This is a genomic window from Paraburkholderia pallida, assembly GCF_004524855.1.
Taxonomy (GTDB): Bacteria; Pseudomonadota; Gammaproteobacteria; order Burkholderiales; family Burkholderiaceae; genus Paraburkholderia; species Paraburkholderia oxyphila.
This window is the reverse complement of sequence record NZ_CP038150.1, coordinates 389,165-415,000: the sequence shown is the minus strand read 5'-3', so window position 1 is coordinate 415,000 and position 25,836 is coordinate 389,165. Positions and strand designations below refer to the sequence as shown.

Here is a 25,836-nt window from a genome sequence, read left to right as displayed (position 1 = left end):
AAGCAGGGGGTCGTCGGTTCGATCCCGTCATCCTCCACCAATCTTCAATGCCTAGTGTCCGGTAGAAACACAAACCGGGTATTACGCATTGGCGATTGAGCCAGTCAGAGCGGTATGAGTAACACCATATCGGCTGTCGTTCTTTAACAATCAGGAAGAAGTAGTAAAGAGATTCATTCGAAAGCGGGCAGAGATGACCGTCGAGTAGATGAATCAGGGTTGTGATTGTATCAATGTATTTTTAAGTGATCGAAAGATTGCCTTGAAATACGGCGCAACACGAATACTCAACCTGTAATGAGTGGTCCGACGCGAGCAATCGCCGCAAGACACACCCGTTATAGGGTCAAGCGAACAAGTGCATGTGGTGGATGCCTTGGCGATCACAGGCGATGAAGGACGCGGTAGCCTGCGAAAAGCTACGGGGAGCTGGCAAACAAGCTTTGATCCGTAGATGTCCGAATGGGGAAACCCACTCCGTATGGAGTATCCATGGCTGAATACATAGGCCATGTGAAGCGAACGCGGCGAACTGAAACATCTAAGTAGCCGCAGGAAAAGAAATCAACCGAGATTCCCAGAGTAGTGGCGAGCGAAATGGGACCAGCCTGTACTCTTTATCTGTATTGTCAGCCGAACGCTCTGGAAAGTGCGGCCATAGTGGGTGATAGCCCCGTAGGCGAAGGCAGTATGGAAGAACTAGGTGTACGACAAGTAGGGCGGGACACGTGAAATCCTGTCTGAAGATGGGGGGACCATCCTCCAAGGCTAAATACTCGTGATCGACCGATAGTGAACCAGTACCGTGAGGGAAAGGCGAAAAGAACCCCGGGAGGGAGTGAAATAGATCCTGAAACCGCATGCATACAAACAGTCGGAGCCTCGCAAGGGTGACGGCGTACCTTTTGTATAATGGGTCAGCGACTTACATTCAGTGGCAAGCTTAACCGAATAGGGCAGGCGTAGCGAAAGCGAGTCCGAACAGGGCGTTCAGTCGCTGGGTGTAGACCCGAAACCAGGTGATCTATCCATGGCCAGGTTGAAGGCACGGTAACACGTGCTGGAGGACCGAACCCACTAACGTTGAAAAGTTAGGGGATGAGCTGTGGATAGGGGTGAAAGGCTAAACAAACCTGGAAATAGCTGGTTCTCTCCGAAAACTATTTAGGTAGTGCCTCGTGTATCACCTTCGGGGGTAGAGCACTGTCATGGTTGAAGGGTCCATTGCGGATTACTTCGCCATAGCAAACTCCGAATACCGAAGAGTGCAATCACGGGAGACAGACATCGGGTGCTAACGTCCGGTGTCAAGAGGGAAACAACCCAGACCGCCAGCTAAGGTCCCCAAATATAGCTAAGTGGGAAACGAAGTGGGAAGGCTAAAACAGTCAGGAGGTTGGCTTAGAAGCAGCCACCCTTTAAAGAAAGCGTAATAGCTCACTGATCGAGTCGTCCTGCGCGGAAGATGTAACGGGGCTAAGCTATATACCGAAGCTGCGGATGCGTGCTTTGCACGCATGGTAGGAGAGCGTTCTGTAAGCCTGCGAAGGTGCATCGGAAGGTGTGCTGGAGGTATCAGAAGTGCGAATGCTGACATGAGTAGCGATAAAGGGGGTGAAAGGCCCCCTCGCCGTAAGCCCAAGGTTTCCTACGCAACGTTCATCGGCGTAGGGTGAGTCGGCCCCTAAGGCGAGGCAGAAATGCGTAGCTGATGGGAAGCAGGTCAATATTCCTGCACCATTGTTGAATGCGATGGGGGGACGGATCGCGGAAGGTTGTCCGGGTGTTGGAAGTCCCGGTCCTTGCATTGGAGAAGGCGCTTTGGCAAATCCGGGCGCGGAATTCAAGGGTGCGAGGCCATCCACCTAGGTGGAGAAGCAACTGGAAGTGGTTCCAAGAAAAGCCTCTAAGCTTCAGTTCAACAGTGACCGTACCGCAAACCGACACAGGTGGGCGAGATGAGTATTCTAAGGCGCTTGAGAGAACTCGGGAGAAGGAACTCGGCAAATTGGTACCGTAACTTCGGGATAAGGTACGCCCTGGTAGCTTGACTGGCTCGCGCCAGAAGGGTGAAGGGGTTGCAATAAACTGGTGGCTGCGACTGTTTAATAAAAACACAGCACTCTGCAAACACGAAAGTGGACGTATAGGGTGTGACGCCTGCCCGGTGCCGGAAGATTAAATGATGGGGTGCAAGCTCTTGATTGAAGTCCCGGTAAACGGCGGCCGTAACTATAACGGTCCTAAGGTAGCGAAATTCCTTGTCGGGTAAGTTCCGACCTGCACGAATGGCGTAACGATGGCCACACTGTCTCCTCCCGAGACTCAGCGAAGTTGAAGTGTTTGTGATGATGCAATCTCCCCGCGGCTAGACGGAAAGACCCCATGAACCTTTACTGCAGCTTTGCATTGGACTTTGAACCGGTTTGTGTAGGATAGGTGGGAGGCTATGAAGTGTGGACGCTAGTCTGCATGGAGCCGTCCTTGAAATACCACCCTGATCTGTTTGAGGTTCTAACCTTGGTCCGTTATCCGGATCGGGGACAGTGCATGGCAGGCAGTTTGACTGGGGCGGTCTCCTCCCAAAGGGTAACGGAGGAGTACGAAGGTACGCTAGGTACGGTCGGAAATCGTGCTGATAGTGCAATGGCATAAGCGTGCTTGACTGCGAGACTGACAAGTCGAGCAGGTGCGAAAGCAGGTCATAGTGATCCGGTGGTTCTGTATGGAAGGGCCATCGCTCAACGGATAAAAGGTACTCTGGGGATAACAGGCTGATACCGCCCAAGAGTTCATATCGACGGCGGTGTTTGGCACCTCGATGTCGGCTCATCTCATCCTGGGGCTGTAGCCGGTCCCAAGGGTATGGCTGTTCGCCATTTAAAGAGGTACGTGAGCTGGGTTTAAAACGTCGTGAGACAGTTTGGTCCCTATCTGCCGTGGGCGCTGGAAGTTTGAGGGGGCCTGCTCCTAGTACGAGAGGACCGGAGTGGACGAACCTCTGGTGTACCGGTTGTGACGCCAGTCGCATCGCCGGGTAGCTATGTTCGGAAGAGATAACCGCTGAAAGCATCTAAGCGGGAAACTCGCCTCAAGATGAGACTTCCCCGGGAACCAGATTCCCTTGAAGGGTCGTTCGAGACCAGGACGTTGATAGGTCAGGTGTGGAAGCGCAGTAATGCGTTAAGCTAACTGATACTAATTGCCCGTAAGGCTTGATCCTATAACAGGTGTGTTTCGCGATGCTCGTTAGTGCTTTAGCACTTACGAGCATCCTGCTCCCGAAGGGAGTACGGAGACGCAGACGGTTGAGAGATCACGTGTTGTGCCGATCTAAACAACACAACCCCAATCAGCAAAACCTCTTTACGCTTCTTCCAGATTGGCTGTGGCGCGAGCATCGCGACGCAGCAACCCGTCAAGCCTGATGACCATAGCGAGTCGGTCCCACCCCTTCCCATCCCGAACAGGACCGTGAAACGACTCTACGCCGATGATAGTGCGGATTGCCCGTGTGAAAGTAGGTAATCGTCAGGCTCCTTATGCAGTATGTCCAGAACCCCGGTGGCTCCGAAAGAGCACCGGGGTTCTGGCGTTTACGCGCAGTAAAAACTCCTCGAAATTGTCCCGGATCGGGCGCCACACAAATGAGGTCGCGCCCAGGGCTGCCGCGCAGCGTAGCGCGCCAGTGCCTTGAGGCCAGGTCGAGGTGCGGGAATGGCTTTCGAGCCTTAATGCAACTAACAGCCTTGAAGCGCAGCACTCAACTAGCGCCGATCCCCGGCGCACAGACCCCGCTAGCAGCGGGAGGCGGCCCAAGTGTCTACTTTCAAGCGGTGTGCGGGTGGTGGCGCTCAGTGCACATCTGGCGGACACAAACGCATCGGACACGGCGCATCCGATCGGTTTGGCGAGCGCATACGTAGACCACCGAGTGTTACGGCAGGTTGAGGTTGAAGCCATCCGGTTCCACGGTCCCGAGATACGCGAACGCCCACAGCGCGCCCGCGATGACATGAATGGCAGCGCCGGCCGCGGCGCAGGGCTATGTCGGATAGGACCAAGGTCCACTATCGGCCTAGTCTTGCGTCCCCTACGATGACATACGCGAATGCGGCCTGCCCCGCGTTGCTCAGCGTGGCCGCGTGCACGCAGAGGAAGCCGGCTGCCGGCGCAACCGTGCAACATTTGATGGAGGCCTCAAAGGTGCACCATCTGAGCGTCGCATTGATTGTATTCGTGTGTGTCTTCTGTAGCGCTTTGCTCGGTTTGTACTTGCGCACCTTGCTCCCGGAGCACCATCTGGGTGAAGACTCTATGGCTGTCGTCAAACTGACAGCTGGCCTGATCGCCACGATGGCGGCGCTGGTACTCGGCTTGCTGATCTCATCGGCGAAAAGCTCATTCGATACCGTGAACACCGAAGTCACCCACGAAGCCGCCAATGTCATCCTGCTCGATCGAGTGCTTGCCCAGTATGGGCCGGAAACGCAGGAAATCCGCGGGTTGCTGAAGCAGATTGTTGCGACGGGAGTTCAGCAAGTTGCGTCAGCCGACGCAGCGCAGCTGGCACGGATGCACGGCCCCGAAGCACTCAAGCGCGGGGAAAATTTCGAGCGCAAACTAGAGGAACTGTCGCCGCAAAACGACTTGCAGCGACGGCTGCAGGCGCGCGCGATCGAGATGGCCGACAACGTCCTGGCCATCCGCGAACTTGGATTGCTACAAGCGGTGGGCTCGACCCCAACGCCGCTGTTGATCACCCTCGTGTTGTGGCTGTGCATCATTTTTGGCGCTTTTGGCCTGTTCACGCCCCCGAATGCGACGGTCGCTATCGCGTTGCTTCTAGGCGCGCTATCCACCTCCGGCGCCATCTTCCTGATTCTGGAAATGAATACGCCACTCGAGGGGCTGGTCACGGTCTCGCTCACGCCGATGCGCGAGGCGCTCGCCGTTCTCGGCCAATAGCAAAGCGAGGCGCGGGACCAAGATCCCGGGCTTGCAGTCCAGCAAGGCCAGTGCGCAGGATCGGTCATGGCTGCAGTTGCACGCGGTATAACCACCGCATCAGCCATTCGTGTTCGGGAATCGCCGCCATGATCAGAGGCGGTGGCGTCGGAATATCCAGGAAGAGGCTGCGATCCGCGTATCGCACACGTCGCAATCAAGCGGTGGGTCGAAGCCAGGAACGGGCACGGGATCTTCGCCTATGCTTTCAGTTGGCAGCGCTCTGTTGCCAGTCGGGCAGTTGCGGGGGGAGGTATGCGTGTGCGCGAGGGTTTTGCCGGATGTGTGGGTGACACGCCGCTTATGAGGCTTGCCGGGCTCAGCGACGAGACCGGTTGCGAAATTCTCGGAAAAGCCGAGTTCATGAACCCGGGCGGGTCGGTCAAAGACCGTGCCGCGCTCTCTATCATTCAGGATGCCGAGCAGCGCGGCGAACTCAGGCCCGGGGGCACCGTGGTGGAGGGCACCGCGGGCAATACCGGCATCGGCCTTGCCCATCTCTGTGCGGCTCGCGGCTATCGCTGCGTGATCGTTATTCCGGAGACGCAATCCCCCGCAAAAATGGAGCTTTTGCGCGTCCTGGGGGCCGAAGTCCGCCCGGTGCCGGCTGCTCCGTACAAGGATCCGAACAACTACCAGAAGATCGCCGCAAGGCTCGCTCAGGAACTTGATCACGCGATCTGGGCGAATCAGTTCGACAATCTGGCCAACCGCAGGGCTCACTACGAGACGACCGGACCCGAAATCTGGCGTGATACCGCTGGCACGGTCGATGCGTTCGTCAGTGCCACCGGTACTGGCGGCACCCTCGCCGGGGTGGCCCGCTTCCTGAAGGAAAAGAACCGCAACGTGCGGATCGTTCTCGCCGACCCGCACGGCAGCGGGTTGTACAGCTTCGTGAAGACGGGCGAGATTCAGATGGAAGGCAATTCGATTACCGAGGGAATCGGCTCCAGCCGCGTCACTGCGAACCTCGAAGGCACGCCGATCGACGACGCCTACCGGGTCGACGATCAGTCATGCGTCACCATGGTCTACCGGTTGCTGCGTGAGGAAGGGCTCTATGTGGGTGGTTCGACAGGCATCAACGTCGCGGCCGCTGTCATGCTTGCCAGAGACATGGGGCCGGGACATACGATCGTCACGCTGCTGTGCGATCGCGGCGAACTCTACCGATCCCGTCTTTTCAATCCGGACTGGCTCCAGCAAAGGGGGTTGGTCCCTGCATAGGGGGCCAGTCAAGCATCCGTGATGAAATTCACCAGGTTGATGCTGGCTTCTCTGCGTTGCGTGCCTGATTCTGTTCGCAGGAGTCGCTAACTTGCAGGATCGTTTTCTCTACTTCCCTGAGAAGGCCGCCATCGATGACGTCGTCTCCGGCGGGCTTCATGCCTGGCCGACACCCGCGGCGTTCCGCGGTCTCGTGGCCGAGCCGGCCGGACCCGCGCGCGCCACTGCCATCGTCTTTCATGGCAATGCGGGGCATGCCGGACACCGTTCGTTCTACGCGGCGATGCTCACCCGGCTCGGGCTGCGCGTGATTCTTGCCGAGTATCCAGGCTACGGGCCGCGTGACGGCACGCTGGGCGAAGAGAGCCTGGTCGCCGATGCCCAACAGACCATCGTGCTGGCGCATCGTCTCTATGACGCGCCGCAGCTGCTGATTGGCGAATCGCTCGGCGCCGGCGTGGCGGCCGCGGCCAGCTCGCGTGAGCGCGACAAGACCGCTGGCTTGCTGCTGATCACGCCTTGGGACCGGCTCGAGCACGTCGCCGCTTATCACTTTCCGTGGCTGCCCGTGAAGTGGCTGCTGCGCGACCGATACGACAGCATGACCCACCTGGCGTCGTGCGGCTTCCCGGTTCTCGTCGTGCTTGCAGAGCGCGACAGCATCGTCCCCGCGCGCTTTGGTGAAGCGCTCTACGACGCGCTGGCCGAGCCACGACGACTGATGGTGGTGAAGTCCGCCGACCATAACGACTGGATTGGCCGCGTCGACGAAACCTGGTGGCGAGAGGCGCTCGGCTTTCTGCTCACGCCTTCGCACTGAACTCGACCACCGGCTCCTGAAACAAGGTCCTCAAGCGCTGGTCGGCGCGGTCACGGTGCGCGGCCGCAGCGTCGCCATGATGAGATACGTGCCGCCGCCGATCCCCACACCGAAAAACCAGCCATAGGTGTTCCACCAAGGCGGCAGCAGGTTGGTGAGGTTCGGCAGGAAGGTCGAGAACACGCTGCCGAGCGCCGCAGAGGCCAGCGCGTTGATGTTCCAGCCGCCTTCATAGCGGTACTCGCCGTGCTCCTGATAGAGCGCCGCGACGTTGATGTTGCCTTTGGCCACCAGATAGTAGTCCACCAGGATGATCCCCAGCAGCGGGCCCATCGTGGCGCCGATGGCGTTCACGAAATGTGCGGCGTTGCCTTCCCACGGCGCGAACGGGTAGAGCACCAGCGCAATGGCCGCGGCGATGTAGCCCCCCCTCTTGAAGCTGATCTGCCTCGGGAACACGTTGGAGATATCGAATGAAGCCGAGACGAAATTGGCCACTACGTTGATGCCCAGCGTGGCGACCGCGAAGGTCAGTGCGGCGATGAGCGCCAATGCCCAGCTGTCGAATTTGGCCGAGATCTGCTCGGGGTGCAGCAGGACTTCGCCGTAGACCTTGAAGGCGGCGATGGTGGTGACGCCAGCGACCAGCGAGAACGCGATCAGGTTGACCGGCAGACCCCACAGATTTCCCTTCTTCACTGCGTCGCGGTTCTTCGCGTAGCGCGAGAAGTCGCAGAAGTTCAGGTACAACGCCGCGAAGTAGGTGATCCAGGTCGCGCCCACGGCCATCAGCGCCCAGAACGAGCCAGGCTCGCCGCTGACGCCGGCGTCCCGGGTCTTCTCGAGCAGCATGTTCATCGGAATGCCATGGCTGAACGAGAAGCCGCCGGCCTTCACGCACAAACCGATCGCGAGAATCAGCATGGCGACCCACACCGCGGGACCCGCCCAGTCCTGGAATTTGCGCACTGTCTCCATGCCCTTCTGGATGATGAGCAACTGCAGCGCCCAGATGATCACATAGCAAATCACTTCCAGCCCCGAGTGGCCGAGCAAGCGCGTGCCCTGGTGGAATTGCATCAGGCTGCTGCTGCGGATCAGTAGCGCGACCAACGCGCCCGAAGCCGCTGCCGTTTGCGCGCCGTACCAGAAGCAGGCTACGACGGCGCGCACCAGCGCCGCCAGATTGGCGCCCCACACGCCGAAGGAGGCGCGCGCCAGCACCGGGTAAGGCACGCCGGTCCTCTCGCCCGCGTAGCCGATCAGGTTCATCAGCGCGAAGATCACCAGCGAGCCGAGCCCGATCGCCAGAATGAAGTTGGTAAAGTTGCCGCACAGCAGGAACAGACTGGCGGCGAGGTAATAGCCCCAGAGGCTGTGCACGTCCGAGGTCCAGACGTTGAAGATGCTGAAGCCTCCCCAGTTGCGCTCCCTGGCGGGCGCGAGGTCTTCGTTGTACAGGCCGGCGGAAGGGCTGAGGGTTTCCATCTGCATCTCCTTTGAGCTCGTTGAATTCAGGCAACAACGACAGACTTCGTGGGCAGAGATACCGCTGTGCCTGAAGCGAGATGGCATGCAAGAACTGTAGCTACGTTGCCTTACAGTTCCGAATGGGTTAACCCTGACCGAACTATCGCGCTGCCATGCGTTTTTGGGGAAGCGCGGTTGCCTTGTCGGTGGTTCCGTTCACAAAACGGATACCCGGCCCGCGCGTCATTTCAATGGCGGCCCGGTGTGCCCGTGAGCATGGCGCAATGGAGCCTATTCCCTGCGCTCACCGAATATCGATTCGCGGCGCCGCAGGGTTTCCTGGGCTGCTGTGAGCCCCTGGTCAAGTTCGCCCAGATGCTCCAGCATCCATTCGCCGCTTCGCGTATCCAGCATGGCGTGCAGCAAGTTGCACTGCCCCACGAGGCGCTCATCGCAGCCGATTAGCGCCTCGATCGTCTCCGCTTCCTGGCGGTAGCGCTGTGTCATACGATCCTGCTGCGGCACCGGCTGCGATTGCAGCCGGCCACTCAGCGTGCCGATACGGGCAGCCAGCTGTTCGAGCTGCTGCGCCGCCGCTGTCACCGACGGATCTGGAAATGGCTTTTCGCGAGACGGCGTGCCAAATCGTGCTCGCCGGTACTCGGACTCGGCACGCTCCACGCTCGAGCGCGCCATGCCGAGCAGCCATGCCGCCTTGCTGCGCACGAGCTGATCGTCGGCACGCAACTGGTTCTCGATCTTGTAGAAGTTGTAGCCCCAGCCGTAAAACAGGTTGATCGCCGTTTGCCGGAGCACGCCTTCGTCATAGAATCCGGAATTCATCGCTAGGTTCTCGTGGAAAGCCCGGTATCGGACCCTAGTGAGTACACTCCGGTAGCCGGAACGCCGATCTGAAATGGCAAGCCTGCTGCAGCGTTGGGTGCGGAAACGAGACCTTTTTCGGCCATTCGTAGAGCCAGATAGTAACGAACGGCCTCGAGCGGCGTGAGGCCAATTGCCTGCAGCGAGATCAGTTCGCGCATCCGCTCGTCCTTCGGCACGATCAACACCTTGACGTCGTTGAGCAAGATGCCGAAAGTTTTCAGAAAGTCGGAAAGGTGCATCTTCACCGAGTCCCTGATTTCGGTGATGTGCTCATTGATGCTTTCCATTTTCGTGACCTGCACGATCTGGTTGATGGCCTGTTCGATTGCGGGTCCCGCATACTCGGCCACTTCTTCGGTGTTGATGAAGTTTCCATTGAACGGCAAATGCGTAATCAGGTCGAGCGCCGCCTCCCTCGTATCGACGTGAACGTAATAGTCGACCTGGTAAGCCATCTCGGCCATTTCCGCACTCGTCGCAATACCCTGGTTGCGAATCAGGAGCTTCGAGCGATTCACGTAAATGACTTCGAACACCCAAGGCGAGGACCCGCCAAAAAAACCCTGGGCAATGGAGCCCAGAAGCGGCTTATCGGGCGTAGTTAGTGCGTATTGCCCGGTTTCATAGATATTGAGCACGGCGCCGCGCGATTTCAGAACGCAGAAGTGGTTGCTTTCGACGGTCAACAGCGATCCCGAAACGATGCTTTCATCGGCAATCTTGACCGCCAGCCCCCGGGTTCCCAGCATATCGGTGCCGTCGCGCTGTAGCGACGTGATAACCTGCCTTGCGATGGCCATGTCATGCTCCTTATATCCAGACGAAGAATTCGAGGGGCTGCGGTTGCCGTGATGCCTGTCGTTCAAAGCATATTACTAAGCCGCGGAATATAAAATCGTGCTATGTGTGGCACCGAACCTCCGGAATATCCACGAGAGCAGGACGATCCGATGACGCGTCTTGACAGTCCCATCGACGCTGGCCGTCTCGACGACGAGTGGCTCGAAGCGGACGGCAATGGCGGATTCTCATCCGGCACGGCCGGCACCGCGCGTACGCGCCGCTACCACGCGCTGCTGCTCGCGGCGACGCAGCCACCCACTGGCCGCGTGGTGCTCGTCAACGGCATCGAAGCCTGGATCGAGGATGGCGAGCGCAAAACAGCGCTGACGATGCAGCGCTATGCGCCCGATCTGCTCTATCCCGACATCTCGGCGAGCATTGCGAGCTTCGCCACGTCGCCGTGGCCGACGTGGCGCTTCCTGCTGGGCGGCGGCGCGGTGCTGAAAGCCGAGGTGTTCGTTGCAAAGGCGAGCCGCGAGACCGTGCTGCGCTGGCGCCTCGAAGCACCGTCCGGGGTCCAGTCGGATACGCACACCGATGCACCCGCGTCGCACGCCGCGCCGCCCGCACCCACGCTGAAAGTCCGACCGCTGATGTCGGGCCGCGACTATCATGCGCTGCACCACGAGAACCCGGCGTTCGCGTTCGATGCCCAGATCGACGGCGAGCGGGTGCGCTGGCAACCATACGCCGATCTGCCCGGGATTGTGGCCTTCTCGAACGGCAGCTATACGCATGCGCCGGACTGGTACCGCAGCTTCTGCTACCCGCGTGAACGCGAACGCGGTCTCGACTACATCGAGGATCTCGCGACGCCGGGGGTATTTTCGTTCGATCTCGGCAAAGGCGACGCAGTGATTATGTTGCGTGCGCAACTATCAACAGAAGCGGCTGATTCCCTGCATGGGGCCGGTGACAGCGCGGTGAGGCGCGCGGCGCTGCTTGCCGGCTTCGAAGAACTGCGCAGGGCGTCGCGCGGCTCGCGCCTGGAACGCTCCGCTGACGCCTACATCGTCGCGCGAGGCGAGGGCCGCACGATCGTCGCAGGCTACCCGTGGTTCACCGACTGGGGCCGCGACACCTTCATCGCCATGCGTGGCCTGCTGATCGCAAACGGCCGCCACGAGGACGCGGGTGCGATCCTGCTCGAATGGGCGGCGACAATCTCCGAAGGCATGCTGCCGAATCGTTTTCCCGACGCCGGCAGTGTGCCCGAATACAACTCGGTCGATGCATCGCTGTGGTTCGTGATTGCGGTGCATGACTATTTCGAAGCGGCGAACGTGCCGGGCGCAACGCGGCGCGTGCTGCAAGGCGCGGTCGACGCGATCCTCGACGGCTATGCGCGCGGCACGCGCTATGGGATCGCAGCCGATCCGCGTGACGGCCTGCTGCGCGCCGGCGTGCCGGGCGTACAACTCACCTGGATGGACGCGAAGGCCGCCGATTGGGTCGTCACGCCACGCATCGGCAAGCCGGTCGAAGTCGAGGCGCTGTGGATCAACGCGCTACGCATTGCGGGCGCGTGGGATGCCCGCTGGCGCGAACTCGAAGCGCGCGCCAGCGCCTCGTTCGCGGAGCGCTTCGTCGATCCGTCGACGGGCGCGCTATTCGACGTGATCGACGTCGATCATGTCGAGGGCAAGGTCGATCGCTCGATCCGGCCGAATCAGATCTTCGCGGCAGGCGGTCTGCCGTTCGCGCTGCTCGAAGGCGATGCGGCACGCGCGGTCGTCACGGTGGTTCAAACGCAGCTGCTCACGCCGATGGGGCTGCGTACGCTGGCGCCGTCGGACCCCGCATATCGCGGGCGTTACGGTGGCGGCGTGCTGGAGCGCGATGGCGCGTATCATCAGGGCACGGTCTGGCCCTGGCTGCTTGGCCCCTTCGTGGAGGCATGGCTGCGCGTCAATGGCGATACCGCGGGACAACGCGCGCTCGCGCACGAGCGCTTTGTCGCGCCGCTGCTCGCGCATCTTGACCGCGCCGGGCTCGATCACATTTCCGAGGTCGCCGATGGAGACGCGCCGCACACGCCGGGCGGCGCACCGTTCCAGGCGTGGTCGCTCGGTGAGTTGCTGCGCATGCTCAAACGGCTTGGTGACCCTGGCTAACCCGGCTCGGTACGCTGCGCCACCTGCCTGCGAGCCGCAGCGCAAAAAGCGCGCTAGCATGTGACTCTCGACGCGTTCGCGCGCCGTCCGACGCGGTGCGCCCGATGGACGACCTCGGCGGCCCCACGAGAGGGAGATGCCCATGCTGCAGCGTGCCGCCGGCCTGATTCAGACGATTGAAGGCCAACGCCTGTACTCGAGCGACTATGCCCGCTGGCAACGCTGGGGGCCGTACCTGAGCGAGCGCCAGTGGGGCACGGTGCGCGAAGACTACAGCGAGCACGGCACCGCGTGGGATTACTTTCCGCACGACCAGGCGCGCATGCGCGCCTATCGCTGGGGCGAGGACGGCCTGGCAGGTTTTGCCGACGAGCGGCTCGCCTGGTGCTTTTCTGTTGCGCTCTGGAACGGCCACGACCCGATCCTGAAGGAGCGGCTGTTCGGTCTCACGAACCAGGAGGGCAATCATGGCGAGGACGTGAAGGAGCTGTACTTCTACCTCGACAGCACGCCGACGCATTCGTATATGCGCATGCTTTACAAGTACCCGCAGATCGCGTTTCCGTACCAGGACCTGATCGACGAGAACGCACGGCGCGGCGCCGACTTGCCCGAGTACGAAATCCTCGATACCGGCGTATTCGACGACGAACGTTATTTCGACGTGCAGATCGAATACGCGAAGCACACGCCGGAAGACATGGTGATGCGCGTGACGGTCGAGAATCGCGCGGAGCAGCACGCATCGCTCGACGTGCTGCCGCAGATCTGGGCACGCAACACGTGGTCGTGGAAGGCCACAGCCGACAAGCCGTCGCTCACGCTCGTCTCGTCGGCGGAGGGCGAACACGTTCTCGCGCAGTGCAGTGGTGACAATTCGCACGAGCCGCTCGTCGTGACGGCGGCGTCGAAGGGGGGAGAGCGCGTCGAGTGGCTGTTTTGCGAGAACGACACCAACGTGAAGCGCCTGTTTGGGATGGACGGCGGCGGCCCGTTCAAGGACGGCCTCCACGACTATGTCGTGCATGGCCACGCGGACGCGATCCGGCGCGACGCCGGCACAAAGGCTGCCGCGCGGGTTCATCTCGAACTCGCGGCGCACGGCCGCGCCGTGCTCACGTTCCGCTGGCGGCCGCTTTGCGCGCCCAGGGACGAGGTGCCGCTCGACATCGACACGCTTTTCGCGCATCGCATCGACGAAGCGGATGCGTTCTACGGCGCACTGCAGCGTGACATCGAGCATGCCGACGCACGGCTCGTGCAGCGCCAGGCACTCGCGGGCATGCTGTGGTCGAAGCAGTACTACCAGTACGACGTGCACCGCTGGATTGAAGGCGATCCGCTGCAGCCGCCGCCGCCCGCGGGCCGCCGGCACGGGCGCAATGCGGATTGGCAGCATCTGTCCAATGCGGACATTCTCTCGATGCCGGACAAGTGGGAGTACCCGTGGTACGCATCCTGGGACCTCGCCTTCCAGGCGGTCGCGTTCGCGCTGGTCGATCCGATGTTCGCGAAGAAGCAGATGCTGCTGCTCGTGAAGGACCGCTACCAGCATCCGAACGGCCAGCTACCCGCGTACGAGTGGGCATTCGGCGACGCGAATCCGCCGGTGCATGCGTGGGCCGCGTGGCGTGTCTATGAGATCGATCGCTCGCTCACGGGAAAGGGCGATCGGGCATTTCTCGAGCTGATCTTCCATAAACTGCTGCTGAATTTTTCCTGGTGGGTGAACCGCAAGGATGCGGACGGCCACAACATCTTTCAGGGCGGCTTCCTCGGGCTCGACAATATCGGCATCTTCGACCGCTCGTCGCCGCTGCCAACGGGCGGCCGTCTCGATCAGGCGGACGGCACCGCGTGGATGGCTGCGTATGCGCTGGACCTGATGCGCATCGCCCTCGAGCTCGCGTTCGAGAATCACGTGTTCGTCGACATCGGCGTGAAGTTCTTCGAGCACTTTTTGTACATCGCGGGCGCCGTGAGCTGCGATGACGGCTGTGAGACCGGGCTGTGGGATAGCGTCGACGAATTCTTCTACGACAAGCTGCGGCTGCCCGACGGCACCGCCGTGCCGTTGCGGATGCGCTCGATCGTCGGATTGATTCCGTTCTTTGCGGTGCGAGTGCTCGAGGAGCGGGTGCACGGCGGCCTGCCAGGCCTGCGCGACCGGCTCGTCTGGTTTCTCGAGCACCGGCCCGACCTTGCCCGGCTCGTGTCGCGCTGGAACGAGCCGGGCAAGGGCAATTCGCTGCTGCTGTCACTCTTGCGCGGGCACCGGATGAAGGCATTGCTGCGGCGCGTCCTCGACGAAAGCGAGTTCCTCTCGGACCATGGCATACGCGCGCTATCGCGCACCCACCTCGACGAGCCTTTCGTCTACGGCTACAACGGCTGCCATTTCGGCGTCAAATACCTGCCCGCCGAATCGGACTCGCGTGTGTTCGGCGGCAATTCGAACTGGCGCGGCCCGGTGTGGATGCCGGTCAACTATTTGCTGATCGAGTCGCTGTACGAATTCCACCGCTACTACGGCGACGACTTTCTCGTCGAGTATCCGACGGGCTCGGGCACGAAGCTGTCGCTCGCGCAGATCGCCGACGAGCTTGCGCGCCGCGTCACGACACTCTTTCTGCTCGACCGCGACGGCGAGCGTCCGGTGATGGGCGCCTACCCGCTGTTGCAGGCCGATCCGCGTTGCCGCGACCTCGTGCTGTTTCACGAGTACTTCCACGGCGACAGCGGGCGCGGCGTCGGCGCATCGCACCAGACAGGGTGGACCGCGCTCGTCGCCCTGATGCTGCAGCCGCGCGTGATGAGTCCATCGGGCAACGTCCCCGTCGCGGGCGAGCTCGAAGAGGAGGGGGCCACGGGCGAAGTTGCCGCCAGTCATGACAAAATGTCCCACGAGGCTTCGATAACGCGGGACTTTTTGTCAATTCGCGATGCAACCCGCTGACCTCTCATGCGCATTGGCGCGGCTTGGCTGGACCCGCGTGACATTCGCTGAATACACCAGCCGATTCAATTATTCGGACTGCGTCCGCGTCTGGCCGGACGAGCGTGCAAATTGCGGTATTCCCCTGGCGTCACTCCCGTCCAGCCCTTGAAGGCACGCAGGAACGAGTTGGTGTCTTGAAAGCCAATCAGGAAGGCAATCTCGCCAGGCGAGATGGCCGAGCGGGCAAGGTAATAGCTGGCCAGTTCCTGTCGGGTGCCGTTGAGCACGTCCTGATAGCTGACCGCCTCGTCGGCGAGATGGCGCTGGAGCGATCGCTTGCTCATTGCCAGGCGGCTCGAAATATCGTCGATGCTGCTCTGGCCGCTCGGCAGCATGTCGAGCAGCGCGCTGCGTACGCGTTCGCGCGCGCTTGCCTCGTCGTCGAGCTTCGAGAGCCGCGCCTGAAGCGCCGGCTTGAAGAACTGCCACATGGCCACGTTCTCGGTCAGGAACGGTCGCGCGGCGTCCTCTGCCGCGAAGCGGATGCGATTGTGGCTGCCTTGCTGCAAGCGGCAGCCGAGAAAGTCTTCGCACGGCCCGGTCTGGCTCGGCAGCGTCACCAACTCCGCCTCGATCGGGCTAATCGCGTGCCGCGTGGCAAGGCGCGCCAGTTGCGTGAAGAAAACCACTTCCATCGCGCACAGGCTGCGCGGTAGCGGACGGTCGTAGCCGTAGCATTCGATGAACACCTCAGTGCAGGTGCTACCGACGGCAATCTCCAGCGTTAATGGTCCGCAAAGGCGCTTGTATTCGGCGAGCCGGGTGAGCGCGACATTCAGATTCGGGCTGCACAGGCAGGCAAAGAGCGACGGATCGAAGGCCTCGACCGAGATGCTGTTGCCGAGCCGTACCGGCAACTGCGCTTCCCCGGCCATGGTTTCGAGACTGTGAAAGATACGAAAGTATTCGGCAGGCGTCAGCGAGGCGTCCTTGCGGCTGAACAGGTCGGCGGGCAGTTCGGCCAGCGCCAGCAAATCGCCGGGCGCGATTCCCATATCGACGACGATCAGTTTCCAGCCGGGATGCACGGAAAAGCGTGTGGCCTGCTTCATCAAGCCGCCTTTTCCATCGCCTGACGCGACATCTTCAACACCGTTTTGCGCGGCAGCAGCGGCACGATCCAGTCGACCGTGAGTTGCAGCTTGCGCTCGTTGAAGGCCGCCAGTTCGCCGCGCTCCATGGCCTCGTAGCCGCAGTGCGCCACTGACCCTGCCGATTTGGCGTTCTTCCAGACATTCACGCCTTGCAGATCGCCGGCGGCGACGAAACCCGTAGCCACCGCGCCCGGACATAGCGCCGTGGCGGTCACGCCGTACTCGCGCACTTCTTCGGCGATCGCCTGGGTGAACGAGGTGACATAGGCCTTGGTCGCGTAGTACACGGCCTGCAGTGGGCCCGGCATGAACGATGCGGTCGACGAGACATTGAGGATGCGTCCGCGTCGACGGGCCACCATGCCCTTCAGGTAGTGATGGGTCAGGTTGGTCAGTGTCACCATGTTGACCTGCATCATCGCCTGGTCGGCCTTGAGATCGCGTTCGACGAATTTTCCGTGGCCGCCAAAGCCGGCGTTGTTGATCAGGATCCCGATGGAAAGCCCCAGCGCCTCAGTGGAGGCGAAGATTCGATCGGCCGAAGCGGGTTCGGCGAGGTCCTCGGCGAGGACATACGCTGTCACGCGATAGTTCGTCTGAAATTCCTGCTTGATGGATTCGAGCTTGTCGCGCGAACGCGCAACCAGTACGACATCGCCGCCCTTGCTCGCATGGATGCGCGCCAGTTCCAGACCGATGCCATTCGAGGCGCCAGTGATCAATGCCGTTGCGGGTTTCATGACTTCTTCCTGGTTCGATTCGATAGCCAGATGGTAGGCGCTTGAACCACGGGAGGCACTAGCATAACGCGCCACGGATAATTCCGATCGCGCCAATCGGTTTGCGCACGACACGCTCTTCAAGCACGCGAAACGGACATTCCGGGCCGATTTGTCGGTGGGCCAGATCGGTCCTCGTGGATGCTCAGGAGGACTTCCGTGTGCGAGGCTTTTGGCCTTCTGGCTTCGTTAGCGGCGGAATAGGCCCGCTCGTGAGCATCCGCAAAATCAGGTCCATCGCTTGCCTGGTTCGATCCTTCCCGTTGCGCCTGCCGGTCGCCAGTTCGATCACCGACAGGCCGACAACCACCGCATGAACAAGGTCGATGCCCGACTCCTGCGCCGTGATGCCGAGCTTGTCGAAAAGCTGGCGGATTTCAGCGGCGAGGCCATCCGTCAACGCGTTGAAGAGCATGCGCACTTCGGCTTCCTGGTCGGCCGCTTGCGCAAGAGACATCAGGACTCGGGTGACCTCGTGGCGTGAGGTCATGTTCGCAATACCTTCGGATGCCTGCGCGCAGGTCGTGACTTTCGATACTACGCCGGAAGCGGCTTTCAGCTGGGCCTCGACGCCGGCACTGGCCACTGCGGCCAGCAGATCGGAAATGGTCGGGAAGTAGTAGGTGAGATTGCTTTGACGCAGCCCCGCACGCGCTGCGATGCGCGGCTGGGTGAAGCCTCTCAACCCTTCTTCCTGAAGGATAGCCAGACCGACTTCGATAATCTGCTGTCGGCGGTCAATCGTTTTGGCCGTGCTCAAGAAAGCGGCTCCATGTTTGAGTCGACCGGCGTTTGCCGGAAGTACGGCCTGGATCTCAGCATCAGCATGCCGATCGGAAAGGCCAGCGCCGCGGCGCCGATAAGGAAACCGAAAAGCAGGGTCGCGATGCTCGCTGCGCCGGTTTTCAGCGCGCCATGGAACATGGCGATGCTTTGCGGCAAGAACAGCAGAACCGACGTGATAACGCCTGGCGAAAAGCGTCCGGTGCGAAGGAACGGAAAGATGTGCATGAAAACGCCGTTGATGAACATCAGCCCCGAGAAGGCAATCGCGGCCAGCGGTAGCGTTGGTGCGAGCATGGCCTGCGCGATGCCTAGCGATATGACCACGGCATTGGTGACGTAGAAGTCGTTCCACTGAACCGGCAATCCCAGCGTGGATTGCGACCAGCCGCGCCAGTCGAAGGTGTATTCCTCGAGGATATGGGCGGCATAGGCTGCCATGCCCAGCCAGGCGAGCGTTGAAAGCGTCACTTGATTCACCGTATCGGTACGAGCCACATCGGTTAAGGGCGTCGTAATTTGGTTGGTAGACTAACCAAATTCCTGGGGCCGGTCAAGCATCCGGCGCTGACGAGTTTCCTGTCTGTGTCATCGGAAGAACCGTTTCATGTGTTACCGTACGTGATCAGAGCCAGCAGGACGTTTCAGGCGATCACCAAGGGACGCTCATGGAATTGAACAATCGCGCTGTACTTGAAGCTCTTCGACTTGCTTTGTATCGACAAATACCGTGGCACAAGCGACCGCCAATTTTCACGTCGCTGCGCTCGCAAGGTCTGATTCAGACCATAGACCAGAAACCGCCCCCCAGTACGAAGTTTCTCCCGACACTCCAGATTGCTATCCTGACCGACAAAGGGCAGAAGGAAATCGAGCGCATCGAGGCGTCGACGCATGTTTCCGGATGGCTCGACGACGACTACTTCGCAACGTTCCTTGCAGAGGTTGCATTTGCCTGACCACGCATCGTTGCGTGCTTCTCGGTTGAGGGCGACGCCCGCGGGGACGGGGCGTCAAGCGCGGGTCAGCATGACTGAAAATGGCACATGCAACCCGCTCGCCATCGAGTCCCGGTAGTTGAGCTTTTGTAAGGTCTCCATGCAAAAATCGGCACCTCTCCCTATGGGTCAGGAGCTCACAGTTATGGACCAATCCCGCACGAACCTGACGGCCCCCCTGCTGTCCGCCGACTCAACCCTATTATTTTCGGCCTATGGCTTCGGGTGGGGATACTGTGCCTTTGCGCTCCGTGCTGAAACGGTCTGTGAAAAGCTCGGCGCGGCGAACGGAACACCGAAAGAATTGGTGCTCGCCTTCCAGCTTGGCAAGCGCCGTCTTGTGGAGGCTGTGGAGCACCAAGTGCTGCCGGGCACCGGCGAACGGGTCACGCTTTCGACGGCCGATCTCTGACGACGAACGGACGCGGCGCTATAGGGCGAGAGTGGGTACGCGATGCGCAACGGGCAGTCTTCAGCGACAAATGCAATCGTATTCTTGAGACAGGTTTGTCGGCTTTGGCGTGTCACATCGTACGGATAGCTAACCGAATTGGACGCACGCGCGAGTATGAGCTGAAGGTGCCTGTTTGACTGGCTGTTTAGTCTAACAAACTTATTTTTGGGCAGCCCCGGCGTCATGCGTTTCGCCGTGCGCGAGCGCGGGCAGGAGCGCTGCGCTGTCGCCGCCGTCGATCACCACGAGCCCCGACGCCTCCTGCTTCGCGCGCCGCTTGGCCAGTGCGGCCAGCGACGCGATCGCCTCGCTGCCGTGCTGCGCGCCCCGTCCCGGCGCGATATGCACGCAGCCGATCGCCATCGTCACGAAGCTGAAGAAGGTGGCGTTGCCGCGTCGGTCCTCGCCGCGGATGCCGCCCGCGAGCCGGTCCGCGGGTGCGTAAAAGCGCAGCGCGCCCGCGTTGAAGCTCGCGATGGCCTGGCGCGCGCGATCATGCCATGTCCCGCTCTGGAACAGGATCAGGAAGTCGTCGCCGCCCACGTGGCCGAGGAAGTCACGGGTGGGATCGCACGCGTCTGCGAGCACCTGCGCCGCGAACTTGAGCACCTCGTCGCCTTGCCAGTAACCATACTGATCGTTGAACGGCTTGAACTGGTTCAAGTCGACATAGCACGCATGAAAGCCCGCGTCGTTCGAGAGCAGTCGCTCGATGTGCGCGCTGATCGGAATGTTGCCGGGCAGGAAGGTGAGGGGATTGGCGTAGCGCGCCGCCTGGATGCGTACCTCCGTCACGGCGCGCACGAGGCTTTCACCGGTGCCGAGTCCGGCGTAGCGACCGTTGTCGGTGATGACGAAACCATCGGCGAGATAACGCTGGTCGTCGCTCGCAAGCAGCGTCGCCATCTGCTCGACGCTCATCGACTGCTCGATCAGGACCGGCGACGCGTTGGCGAATTGCAGGCACGGCTTCTTGCCGAAGAGCTCGCGGTGATAGGGCAGCGCGTAGCGGTCCATGAACGCACGCCGGTTGATGAGCGCAACGGGCGTCTCGCCTTCGACCACGGCCACCGCGTGCAGGTCGGGCAGGCGGTTGAAGAGGTCGAGCACCTCGTTGTTGGTCGCGCGGCGCGGCAGCGCGGGCGCGTGCACCATCATCTTCCGGGCCGGTGCGTTGTTCGCGGCGCTCGCGCCGGTGCTGTGCGTTGCCTCGGGGAACACGGCGATGTGGTGCGCGAGCAGTGCCTCGCGTGCGCGCTCGCCGAGCGTGCGCGGCGCTCGTTCATCGGGGCGGCCAAAGAAGAAGCCCTGGCCGCTCGCAATGCCCATGTCGCGCAGCACGATCAGATCCGCCTCGGTTTCGATGCCTTCGGCCACGAGCCGCGCGCCGCTCGCCTGCGCGAAGTGCTGCATGGCGCGCACGGCCTCGAATTTGAGCGCGTCGTGGGCGATGTCCTGGATGAAGAAACGGTCGATCTTCACGATGTCGGGATGCAACTGCACCCACAGGTTCATGCTCGCGTTGGCGGTGCCGTAGTCGTCGAGTGCGAACTGTGCGCCCGCTGCGCGCAGCGCCGCGACCACCGGCATGAAGTTGCGCAGGTCGTCAATGGTGCTCTGCTCGGTGAGCTCGATCACGACGCGGCGGGCGTCGATGCCGTCGAACAGCGCGAGCGCGTTGCGGCCCGCGGCGGTGAGCTGGCGCAGCGCGTCGGCGCTGAAGTTCAGAAATAGCTTGCCGGTGCAGCCGAGCTGGACGAAAGCCTCGATGCACGTGGTGGCGGCGGCGCGCTCGAGGGCCGTCGTGCACCCGGCCGCGTTCGCGCGCGCGAACAGCGCGGCGGGCGTTTCGAGCGGCGAGCCGGCCGGCCCGCGAATGAGGCCCTCGTAGCCGAGGATGGCGCCGTCGCCGAAATCGACGATCGGCTGGAACACGGCGCGCAACTGGCGCTGGGCGATCAGGGCTTCGATGTTGACGGCAACCGTGGGGGCCGTCGCGGCCATCGAGGCCAACGGGGCGGGCGGCGTAGACGCGCGAGGAGACATGGGTAGAGCCAGACAGGCTTGAACGACGGATTTAACGGCAGCAGCCTCTGGGAATTCAATGAATTTTTGATGACAGCGCGGAAGAAAGCGGCGGAATGGAAGCGGCTAACGCTTACGAGCGCAATCACCTGTCACGAACTTGCATCACGTCAAGCATTCCCGAGCTTGCCAACCAACCGGCGAAGGCTGAGGTCCGTTGCATTGCCACTGAGCTGCACGAGGCCGATCGTCCAGATCGGGAGCCCTTCGGCGGAGGGTCTGCGGATCGCGCAGGGACCCGGTTTACAATTTCATTCTTCTCTGGTCGTCCATCACAGTGACGGCACGGATCGCGCTGATGCACTGATTTGGTGCTGGCTCCTATAAGGGAAATTCCGGCTAGCGCAAGGGCATCAAACAAGATTTACTTATATCAAACAATTTTTGACCGCAATTTATGTTCCTGTTATGGTTTCTAGAAGTGAGGGGCAGGACCCGGCTGCGTTGGCGCTCGGTGAAAAGATCCGTGCACTGCGCCAGCGGCTGAACCAGACGCTCGAACAGACGGCAACGGTGGCCGGTATTTCCAAGCCGTTTTTATCGCAGGTGGAGCGTGGTCTGGCTTCGCCGTCGCTGACCTCGCTCTCGGGTATTGCGCGGGCGTTGGGCGTGACGATGCAGTACTTCGTCGAAACGCCATCGGAGGAACGCTCGGTCAAGCGCGGCGATCAGCTGGAGTTTTTCGGCTTCGCGGATTCGGCGAATCTGTTCGCACGGCTCACGAATACCGCCGGAGGACGCCAGCTCGAATCGATTCTTGTGCGTCTGCCTGTGGGCAAGCCGCGCTCGGAAGTTACCACGCACGCGGGGGAGGAGTTCCTCTATGTGATCGACGGCGAAGTGTCGCTGGAGCTGGAAGGCAAGGAGTTTGTGCTGCACAGGGGAGACTCGGCGCATTATCAGTCCACGGTCCCGCATAGCTGGAGCAACAACGGAAGCAGAGAAGCCGTTGTTATCTGGGTAGGGACGCCGCGGCTGTTTTAATCGGGGGAGTGCCTGGCAGGTCGGGACGTCGGGTATTTATCTATATGAAATTGTAAGGATAACGAAATTACTGACCTTCATCCGCCTTCGAATAAAACAAAACCCATTCCAATCAATCCAAAAATTACTCTTGATCACTGAAATACAGATGAAAAACAGCAAAATCAAGGTCAGCGTTATCGCTGTTGCCGCTTTCGCAGCATCCTCGGCAGCAATGGCACAGTCTTCGGTCACCCTGTACGGCATGCTCGACGCCGGTATCAGCTACACCTCGAACGTGGGTGGCCACTCGCAGTACGCCCTCGTTGGCGGTGCCTCGGGTTCGAACAAGTGGGGTATCCAGGGTCAGGAAGACCTCGGCGGCGGCCTCAAGGCAGTCTTCAAGCTCGAAAATGGTTTCAACATTGCGACCGGCGGCATCGGCGGCCAGGGCCCCATTGGCTCCTCGCGTTCGTTGTTCAACCGTCAGGCTTTCGTAGGCCTCACTTCGGACCAGTACGGTACCGTGCGTCTGGGTCGCCAGATCGACGCCGTGACGGAAATGGTTCAAGGCCTGACGGGCGACGGCATTTCGGCGTCGACATTCTCGACCCCGGGCGACGTGGACAACAACGACAACACGACGAACCAGAACAACGCGGTGAAGTACATTTCGCCGGTTTTCCACGGCTTCCAGGCGGAAGGCGCGTACTCGTTCGGCGGCGTTGCCGGTGCCATGGGCTCGGGCCAATCGTGGTCGGTGGCTGCGGACTACGATCAAGGTGGTCTGACGGTTGCTGGCGGCTACTTCAAGGCTACAAACCAGGGTGAGGCCGGCTGGCAGAACGCAACGGCGCAACCGTCGTTCGGTGGTGCGCTGGGCTATCCGAGCTCGGGCTACTACGGTGGCAACGCGTTCAAGAGCGCGGGCATCGCTCAAGTCGCAGGCCAATACCAGTTTGGTCAGTACACGGCTGGCCTGCGGTACTCGAACGCTCAATACCAGGGCAACGATGGCCAGTCGTCGATTCACTTCAACGTGATCGGCGCCCTTCTGCAGTACCAGGCAACTCCGGCGCTGTCGCTGGCTGCCGGATACACGTATGTCTACGGTTCGCAAGCCACGCCTGAGCAAGCCGCTGAGGGCCGCACGATGGCTTCGATCAACCAGGCGTCGCTGGGCGCGACGTACGCGCTGTCGAAGCTCACCTCGGTCTATGTCATGGGTGCCTACGTCCATGCTCAGGGCGCTCAGGCTTCGGCTGCTGACTTCGGCAACACCGCATCGGGCGGCAACCAGGTGCAAGCCAACGTTGGCATGTACCACCGATTCTGATCGCAGGTTCAGAAGCCCGGGTAGTGGATGCATTACCCAGACAAAGAAAAGCCCCGCTAGTGAACGGCATCTCAAGCCAAAGTGGTCCATTTGGATCCTTTGGCGCACCGGCACGACGATCTGTTTGTCTACGATGATCGTGTCCGGACGGTGGTCGCTGCGGGGCGCCCTGGCGCTTGCAAGATCGCTGTACGCCGGCTCCGGCCGGCACCGAATCGGAGAAAACATGAAGCAAAGCAAACTGTTGCGTGTCGCACGACTGACATCGCTCGTGGCGCTCGCAGCGGCATCGATTGGAGGCGCCTCCCTCGCGCACGCCGCGGGCAGCATCCCGAACAAGACACTCGTCTACTGCTCGGAAGGCAGCCCCGCCGGCTTCGACCCGGCCCAGTACACGACCGGCACCGACTTCACCGCGAACACGTTCACCGTCTACAACCGCCTCGTCGAGTTCGAGCGCGGCGGCACCAAGGTCGAACCGGGTCTCGCCCAGTCGTGGGACGTTTCCCCGGACGGCAAGACCTACACGTTCCACCTGCGCCATGGCGTGAAGTTCCAGACCACCTCGTACTTCAAGCCCTCGCGCGAGTTCAACGCGGACGACGTCGTGTTCACGTTCGACCGCATGCTGAACCCGAACAACGCGTTCCGCAAGGCCTACCCGGTGTCGTTCCCGTACTTCACCGACATGGGCCTCGACAAGCTGATCGCCAAGGTCGAGAAGGTCGATCCGTACACCGTGAAGTTCACGCTGAACGAGCCGAACGCGCCGTTCATCCAGAACATGGCGATGGAATTCGCGTCGATTTTGTCGGCGGAATACGCGGACCAGCTGATGAAGGCCGGCAAGGCCGCCGACATCAACCAGTATCCGCTCGGCACGGGCCCCTTCATCTTCAAGAGCTACACGAAGGACGCGACCATCCGTTTCGATGGCAATCCTGATTACTGGAAGCCGGGCGCCGTGAAGCTCTCGAAGCTGATCTTCTCGATCACGCCGGACGCCAGCGTGCGCGTGCAGAAGATCAAGCGCGACGAGTGCCAGGTGATGACCTATCCGCGTCCCGCGGATATCGCGCCGCTGAAGGCCGAGTCGGGCATCGCGATGCCCTCGCAGCCGGGCTTCAACCTCGGCTACCTGTCGTACAACGTCGAGCACAAGCCGCTCGACAAGGTCGAAGTGCGCGAGGCGCTCGACATGGCGATCAACAAGAAGGCGATCATCGACTCGGTGTACCAGGGCGCGGGCCAGGCGGCGACCAACCCGATGCCGCCCACGCAGTGGTCCTACGACAAGAGCCTGAAGGCGAACCCGTACGACCCCGAGAAGGCGAAGGCGCTGCTCGCGAAGGCGGGCCTCGCGAGCGGCTTCGAGATCACGCTCTGGGCGATGCCGGTGCAGCGCGCCTATAACCCGAACGCACGCCTGATGGCCGAAATGATCCAGGCCGACTGGGCCAAGATCGGCGTGAAGGCCAAGATCGTCACGTACGAGTGGGGCGAGTACATCAAGCGCGCGCACGCGGGCGAGGACGACACCATGCTGATCGGCTGGACGGGCGACAACGGCGACCCGGACAACTGGCTCGGCACGCTGCTCGGCTGCGAGGCCGTGAACGGCAACAACTTCGGCAAGTGGTGCTACAAGCCGTTCGACGAGCTGGTCCAGAAGGGTCGCCAGACCTCGGACCAGGCGCAACGTACGAAGTACTACATGCAGGCGCAGCAGATCTTCGCGCAGCAACTGCCGTTCTCGCCGATCGCCCACTCGACCGTCTATCAGCCGGTCAGCAAGAAGGTGATCGACATGCGCATCGAGCCGCTGGGCTACGCGCGCTTCGACGGCGTCGGCATGCAGTAATGTTGGTCGCGTAGTGTCGTAGTGTTTCACTCACTTTCGCTCAGTCAGCACCTACACGGAAAACTGTCGAAATAAGGTCCGGCGACCGGGGTCACGAGCCCCTGTCGCCGGTTGCG

General features: G+C 61.3%; 18 protein-coding genes, 1 tRNA gene and 2 rRNA genes (1 of these 21 running past the window's edge). 13 read left to right on the top strand and 8 right to left on the bottom strand.

All coding sequences use genetic code 11. From position 1 onward, the window contains the following. The 6 genes from E1956_RS28485 to E1956_RS28460 form a co-directional block, all read left to right on the top strand. Window positions 1-40: transfer RNA gene (locus E1956_RS28485), tRNA-Ala, on the top strand (it extends 36 nt beyond the left edge of the window). Between the two features lie 304 nt (window positions 41-344). Next, window positions 345-3,223: ribosomal RNA gene (locus tag E1956_RS28480) — 23S ribosomal RNA — on the top strand. Between the two features lie 200 nt (window positions 3,224-3,423). Further along, a 5S ribosomal RNA gene (gene rrf / locus E1956_RS28475) occupies window positions 3,424-3,537 on the top strand. A 669-nt stretch (window positions 3,538-4,206) separates the two neighbouring features. Further along, window positions 4,207-4,968 carry a bestrophin-like domain gene (locus E1956_RS28470; protein ID WP_134755520.1) on the top strand — a complete coding sequence of 254 codons (762 nt, stop codon included), beginning with the start codon at window positions 4,207-4,209 and terminating at the stop codon, window positions 4,966-4,968. Window positions 4,969-5,262: 294 nt separating this feature from the next. Further along, window positions 5,263-6,237, top strand: coding sequence for a cysteine synthase A (locus E1956_RS28465; protein ID WP_134755518.1), 975 nt, complete (start codon window positions 5,263-5,265; stop codon window positions 6,235-6,237). A 64-nt stretch (window positions 6,238-6,301) separates the two neighbouring features. Further along, window positions 6,302-7,057 carry an alpha/beta hydrolase gene (locus tag E1956_RS28460; RefSeq protein WP_134755516.1) on the top strand — a complete coding sequence of 252 codons (756 nt, stop codon included), beginning with the start codon at window positions 6,302-6,304 and terminating at the stop codon, window positions 7,055-7,057. Window positions 7,058-7,087: 30 nt separating this feature from the next. Here E1956_RS28460 and E1956_RS28455 read toward each other — a convergent pair whose 3' ends face one another. The 3 genes from E1956_RS28455 to E1956_RS28445 all read right to left on the bottom strand — a co-directional run bounded on the left by E1956_RS28455 (window position 7,088) and on the right by E1956_RS28445 (window position 10,212). Next, on the bottom strand, window positions 7,088-8,545 hold the full coding sequence (locus tag E1956_RS28455) for an NCS1 family nucleobase:cation symporter-1 (RefSeq protein ID WP_134755514.1): 1,458 nt from the start codon (window positions 8,543-8,545) through the stop codon (window positions 7,088-7,090). A gap of 273 nt (window positions 8,546-8,818) precedes the next feature. Continuing rightward, entirely contained in the window at window positions 8,819-9,370 is a 552-nt protein-coding gene (locus tag E1956_RS28450) for a hypothetical protein (RefSeq protein ID WP_134755512.1), read from the bottom strand. Window positions 9,371-9,372: 2 nt separating this feature from the next. Further along, the gene (locus tag E1956_RS28445; RefSeq protein WP_134755510.1) at window positions 9,373-10,212 is read right to left on the bottom strand and encodes an SPFH domain-containing protein; all 840 of its coding nucleotides are present in this window, start codon (window positions 10,210-10,212) and stop codon (window positions 9,373-9,375) included. Between the two features lie 150 nt (window positions 10,213-10,362). Here E1956_RS28445 and E1956_RS28440 point away from each other — a divergent pair, with 150 nt between their 5' ends. Both E1956_RS28440 and E1956_RS28435 read left to right on the top strand, forming a co-directional pair. Continuing rightward, window positions 10,363-12,369 carry an amylo-alpha-1,6-glucosidase gene (locus E1956_RS28440; protein WP_134755508.1) on the top strand — a complete coding sequence of 669 codons (2,007 nt, stop codon included), beginning with the start codon at window positions 10,363-10,365 and terminating at the stop codon, window positions 12,367-12,369. 136 nt (window positions 12,370-12,505) lie between these two features. Next, window positions 12,506-15,325, top strand: a complete 2,820-nt coding sequence (locus E1956_RS28435; protein ID WP_232072053.1) for an MGH1-like glycoside hydrolase domain-containing protein — start codon at window positions 12,506-12,508, stop codon at window positions 15,323-15,325. 65 nt (window positions 15,326-15,390) lie between these two features. On the opposite strand, the gene E1956_RS28430 is transcribed toward E1956_RS28435, so the two are convergent. The 4 genes from E1956_RS28430 to E1956_RS46330 form a co-directional block, all read right to left on the bottom strand. Then, entirely contained in the window at window positions 15,391-16,419 is a 1,029-nt protein-coding gene (locus E1956_RS28430; protein WP_134755506.1) for an AraC family transcriptional regulator, read from the bottom strand. Beyond that, on the bottom strand, window positions 16,419-17,297 hold the full coding sequence (locus tag E1956_RS28425) for an SDR family NAD(P)-dependent oxidoreductase (protein WP_232072051.1): 879 nt from the start codon (window positions 17,295-17,297) through the stop codon (window positions 16,419-16,421). The genes E1956_RS28430 and E1956_RS28425 overlap by 1 nt, the downstream gene beginning before the upstream one ends. 88 nt (window positions 17,298-17,385) lie before the next feature. After that, window positions 17,386-18,000, bottom strand: a complete 615-nt coding sequence (locus E1956_RS46335) for a TetR/AcrR family transcriptional regulator (RefSeq protein ID WP_167760146.1) — start codon at window positions 17,998-18,000, stop codon at window positions 17,386-17,388. Then, window positions 17,997-18,494 (bottom strand): HXXEE domain-containing protein, encoded by a 498-nt coding sequence (locus E1956_RS46330; RefSeq protein WP_167760145.1) that lies wholly within the window; start codon window positions 18,492-18,494, stop codon window positions 17,997-17,999. The genes E1956_RS46335 and E1956_RS46330 overlap by 4 nt, the downstream gene beginning before the upstream one ends. A 197-nt stretch (window positions 18,495-18,691) precedes the next feature. Between E1956_RS46330 and E1956_RS28415 the strand changes: the two genes are divergently transcribed. Both E1956_RS28415 and E1956_RS28410 read left to right on the top strand, forming a co-directional pair. Beyond that, window positions 18,692-18,982, top strand: coding sequence for a hypothetical protein (locus E1956_RS28415; RefSeq protein ID WP_134755502.1), 291 nt, complete (start codon window positions 18,692-18,694; stop codon window positions 18,980-18,982). 184 nt (window positions 18,983-19,166) lie between these two features. Continuing rightward, window positions 19,167-19,433 carry a hypothetical protein gene (locus tag E1956_RS28410; protein ID WP_134755500.1) on the top strand — a complete coding sequence of 89 codons (267 nt, stop codon included), beginning with the start codon at window positions 19,167-19,169 and terminating at the stop codon, window positions 19,431-19,433. A gap of 201 nt (window positions 19,434-19,634) precedes the next feature. Here the strand turns inward: E1956_RS28410 and E1956_RS28405 are convergent, their stop codons facing one another. Next, a complete protein-coding gene (locus tag E1956_RS28405) occupies window positions 19,635-21,479 on the bottom strand; it encodes an EAL domain-containing protein (protein ID WP_134757867.1) in 1,845 nt (614 codons plus the stop codon). Window positions 21,480-21,968: 489 nt separating this feature from the next. On the opposite strand from E1956_RS28405, the gene E1956_RS28400 reads away from it, so the two are divergent. The 3 genes from E1956_RS28400 (at window position 21,969) to E1956_RS28390 (ending at window position 25,720) form a co-directional block, all read left to right on the top strand. Beyond that, window positions 21,969-22,544, top strand: coding sequence for a cupin domain-containing protein (locus E1956_RS28400; RefSeq protein WP_134757866.1), 576 nt, complete (start codon window positions 21,969-21,971; stop codon window positions 22,542-22,544). A 148-nt stretch (window positions 22,545-22,692) separates the two neighbouring features. Next, entirely contained in the window at window positions 22,693-23,859 is a 1,167-nt protein-coding gene (locus E1956_RS28395) for a porin (RefSeq protein ID WP_134755498.1), read from the top strand. Window positions 23,860-24,085: 226 nt separating this feature from the next. Further along, window positions 24,086-25,720 carry an ABC transporter substrate-binding protein gene (locus E1956_RS28390; RefSeq protein ID WP_134755496.1) on the top strand — a complete coding sequence of 545 codons (1,635 nt, stop codon included), beginning with the start codon at window positions 24,086-24,088 and terminating at the stop codon, window positions 25,718-25,720. Window positions 25,721-25,836: the final 116 nt, after the last annotated feature.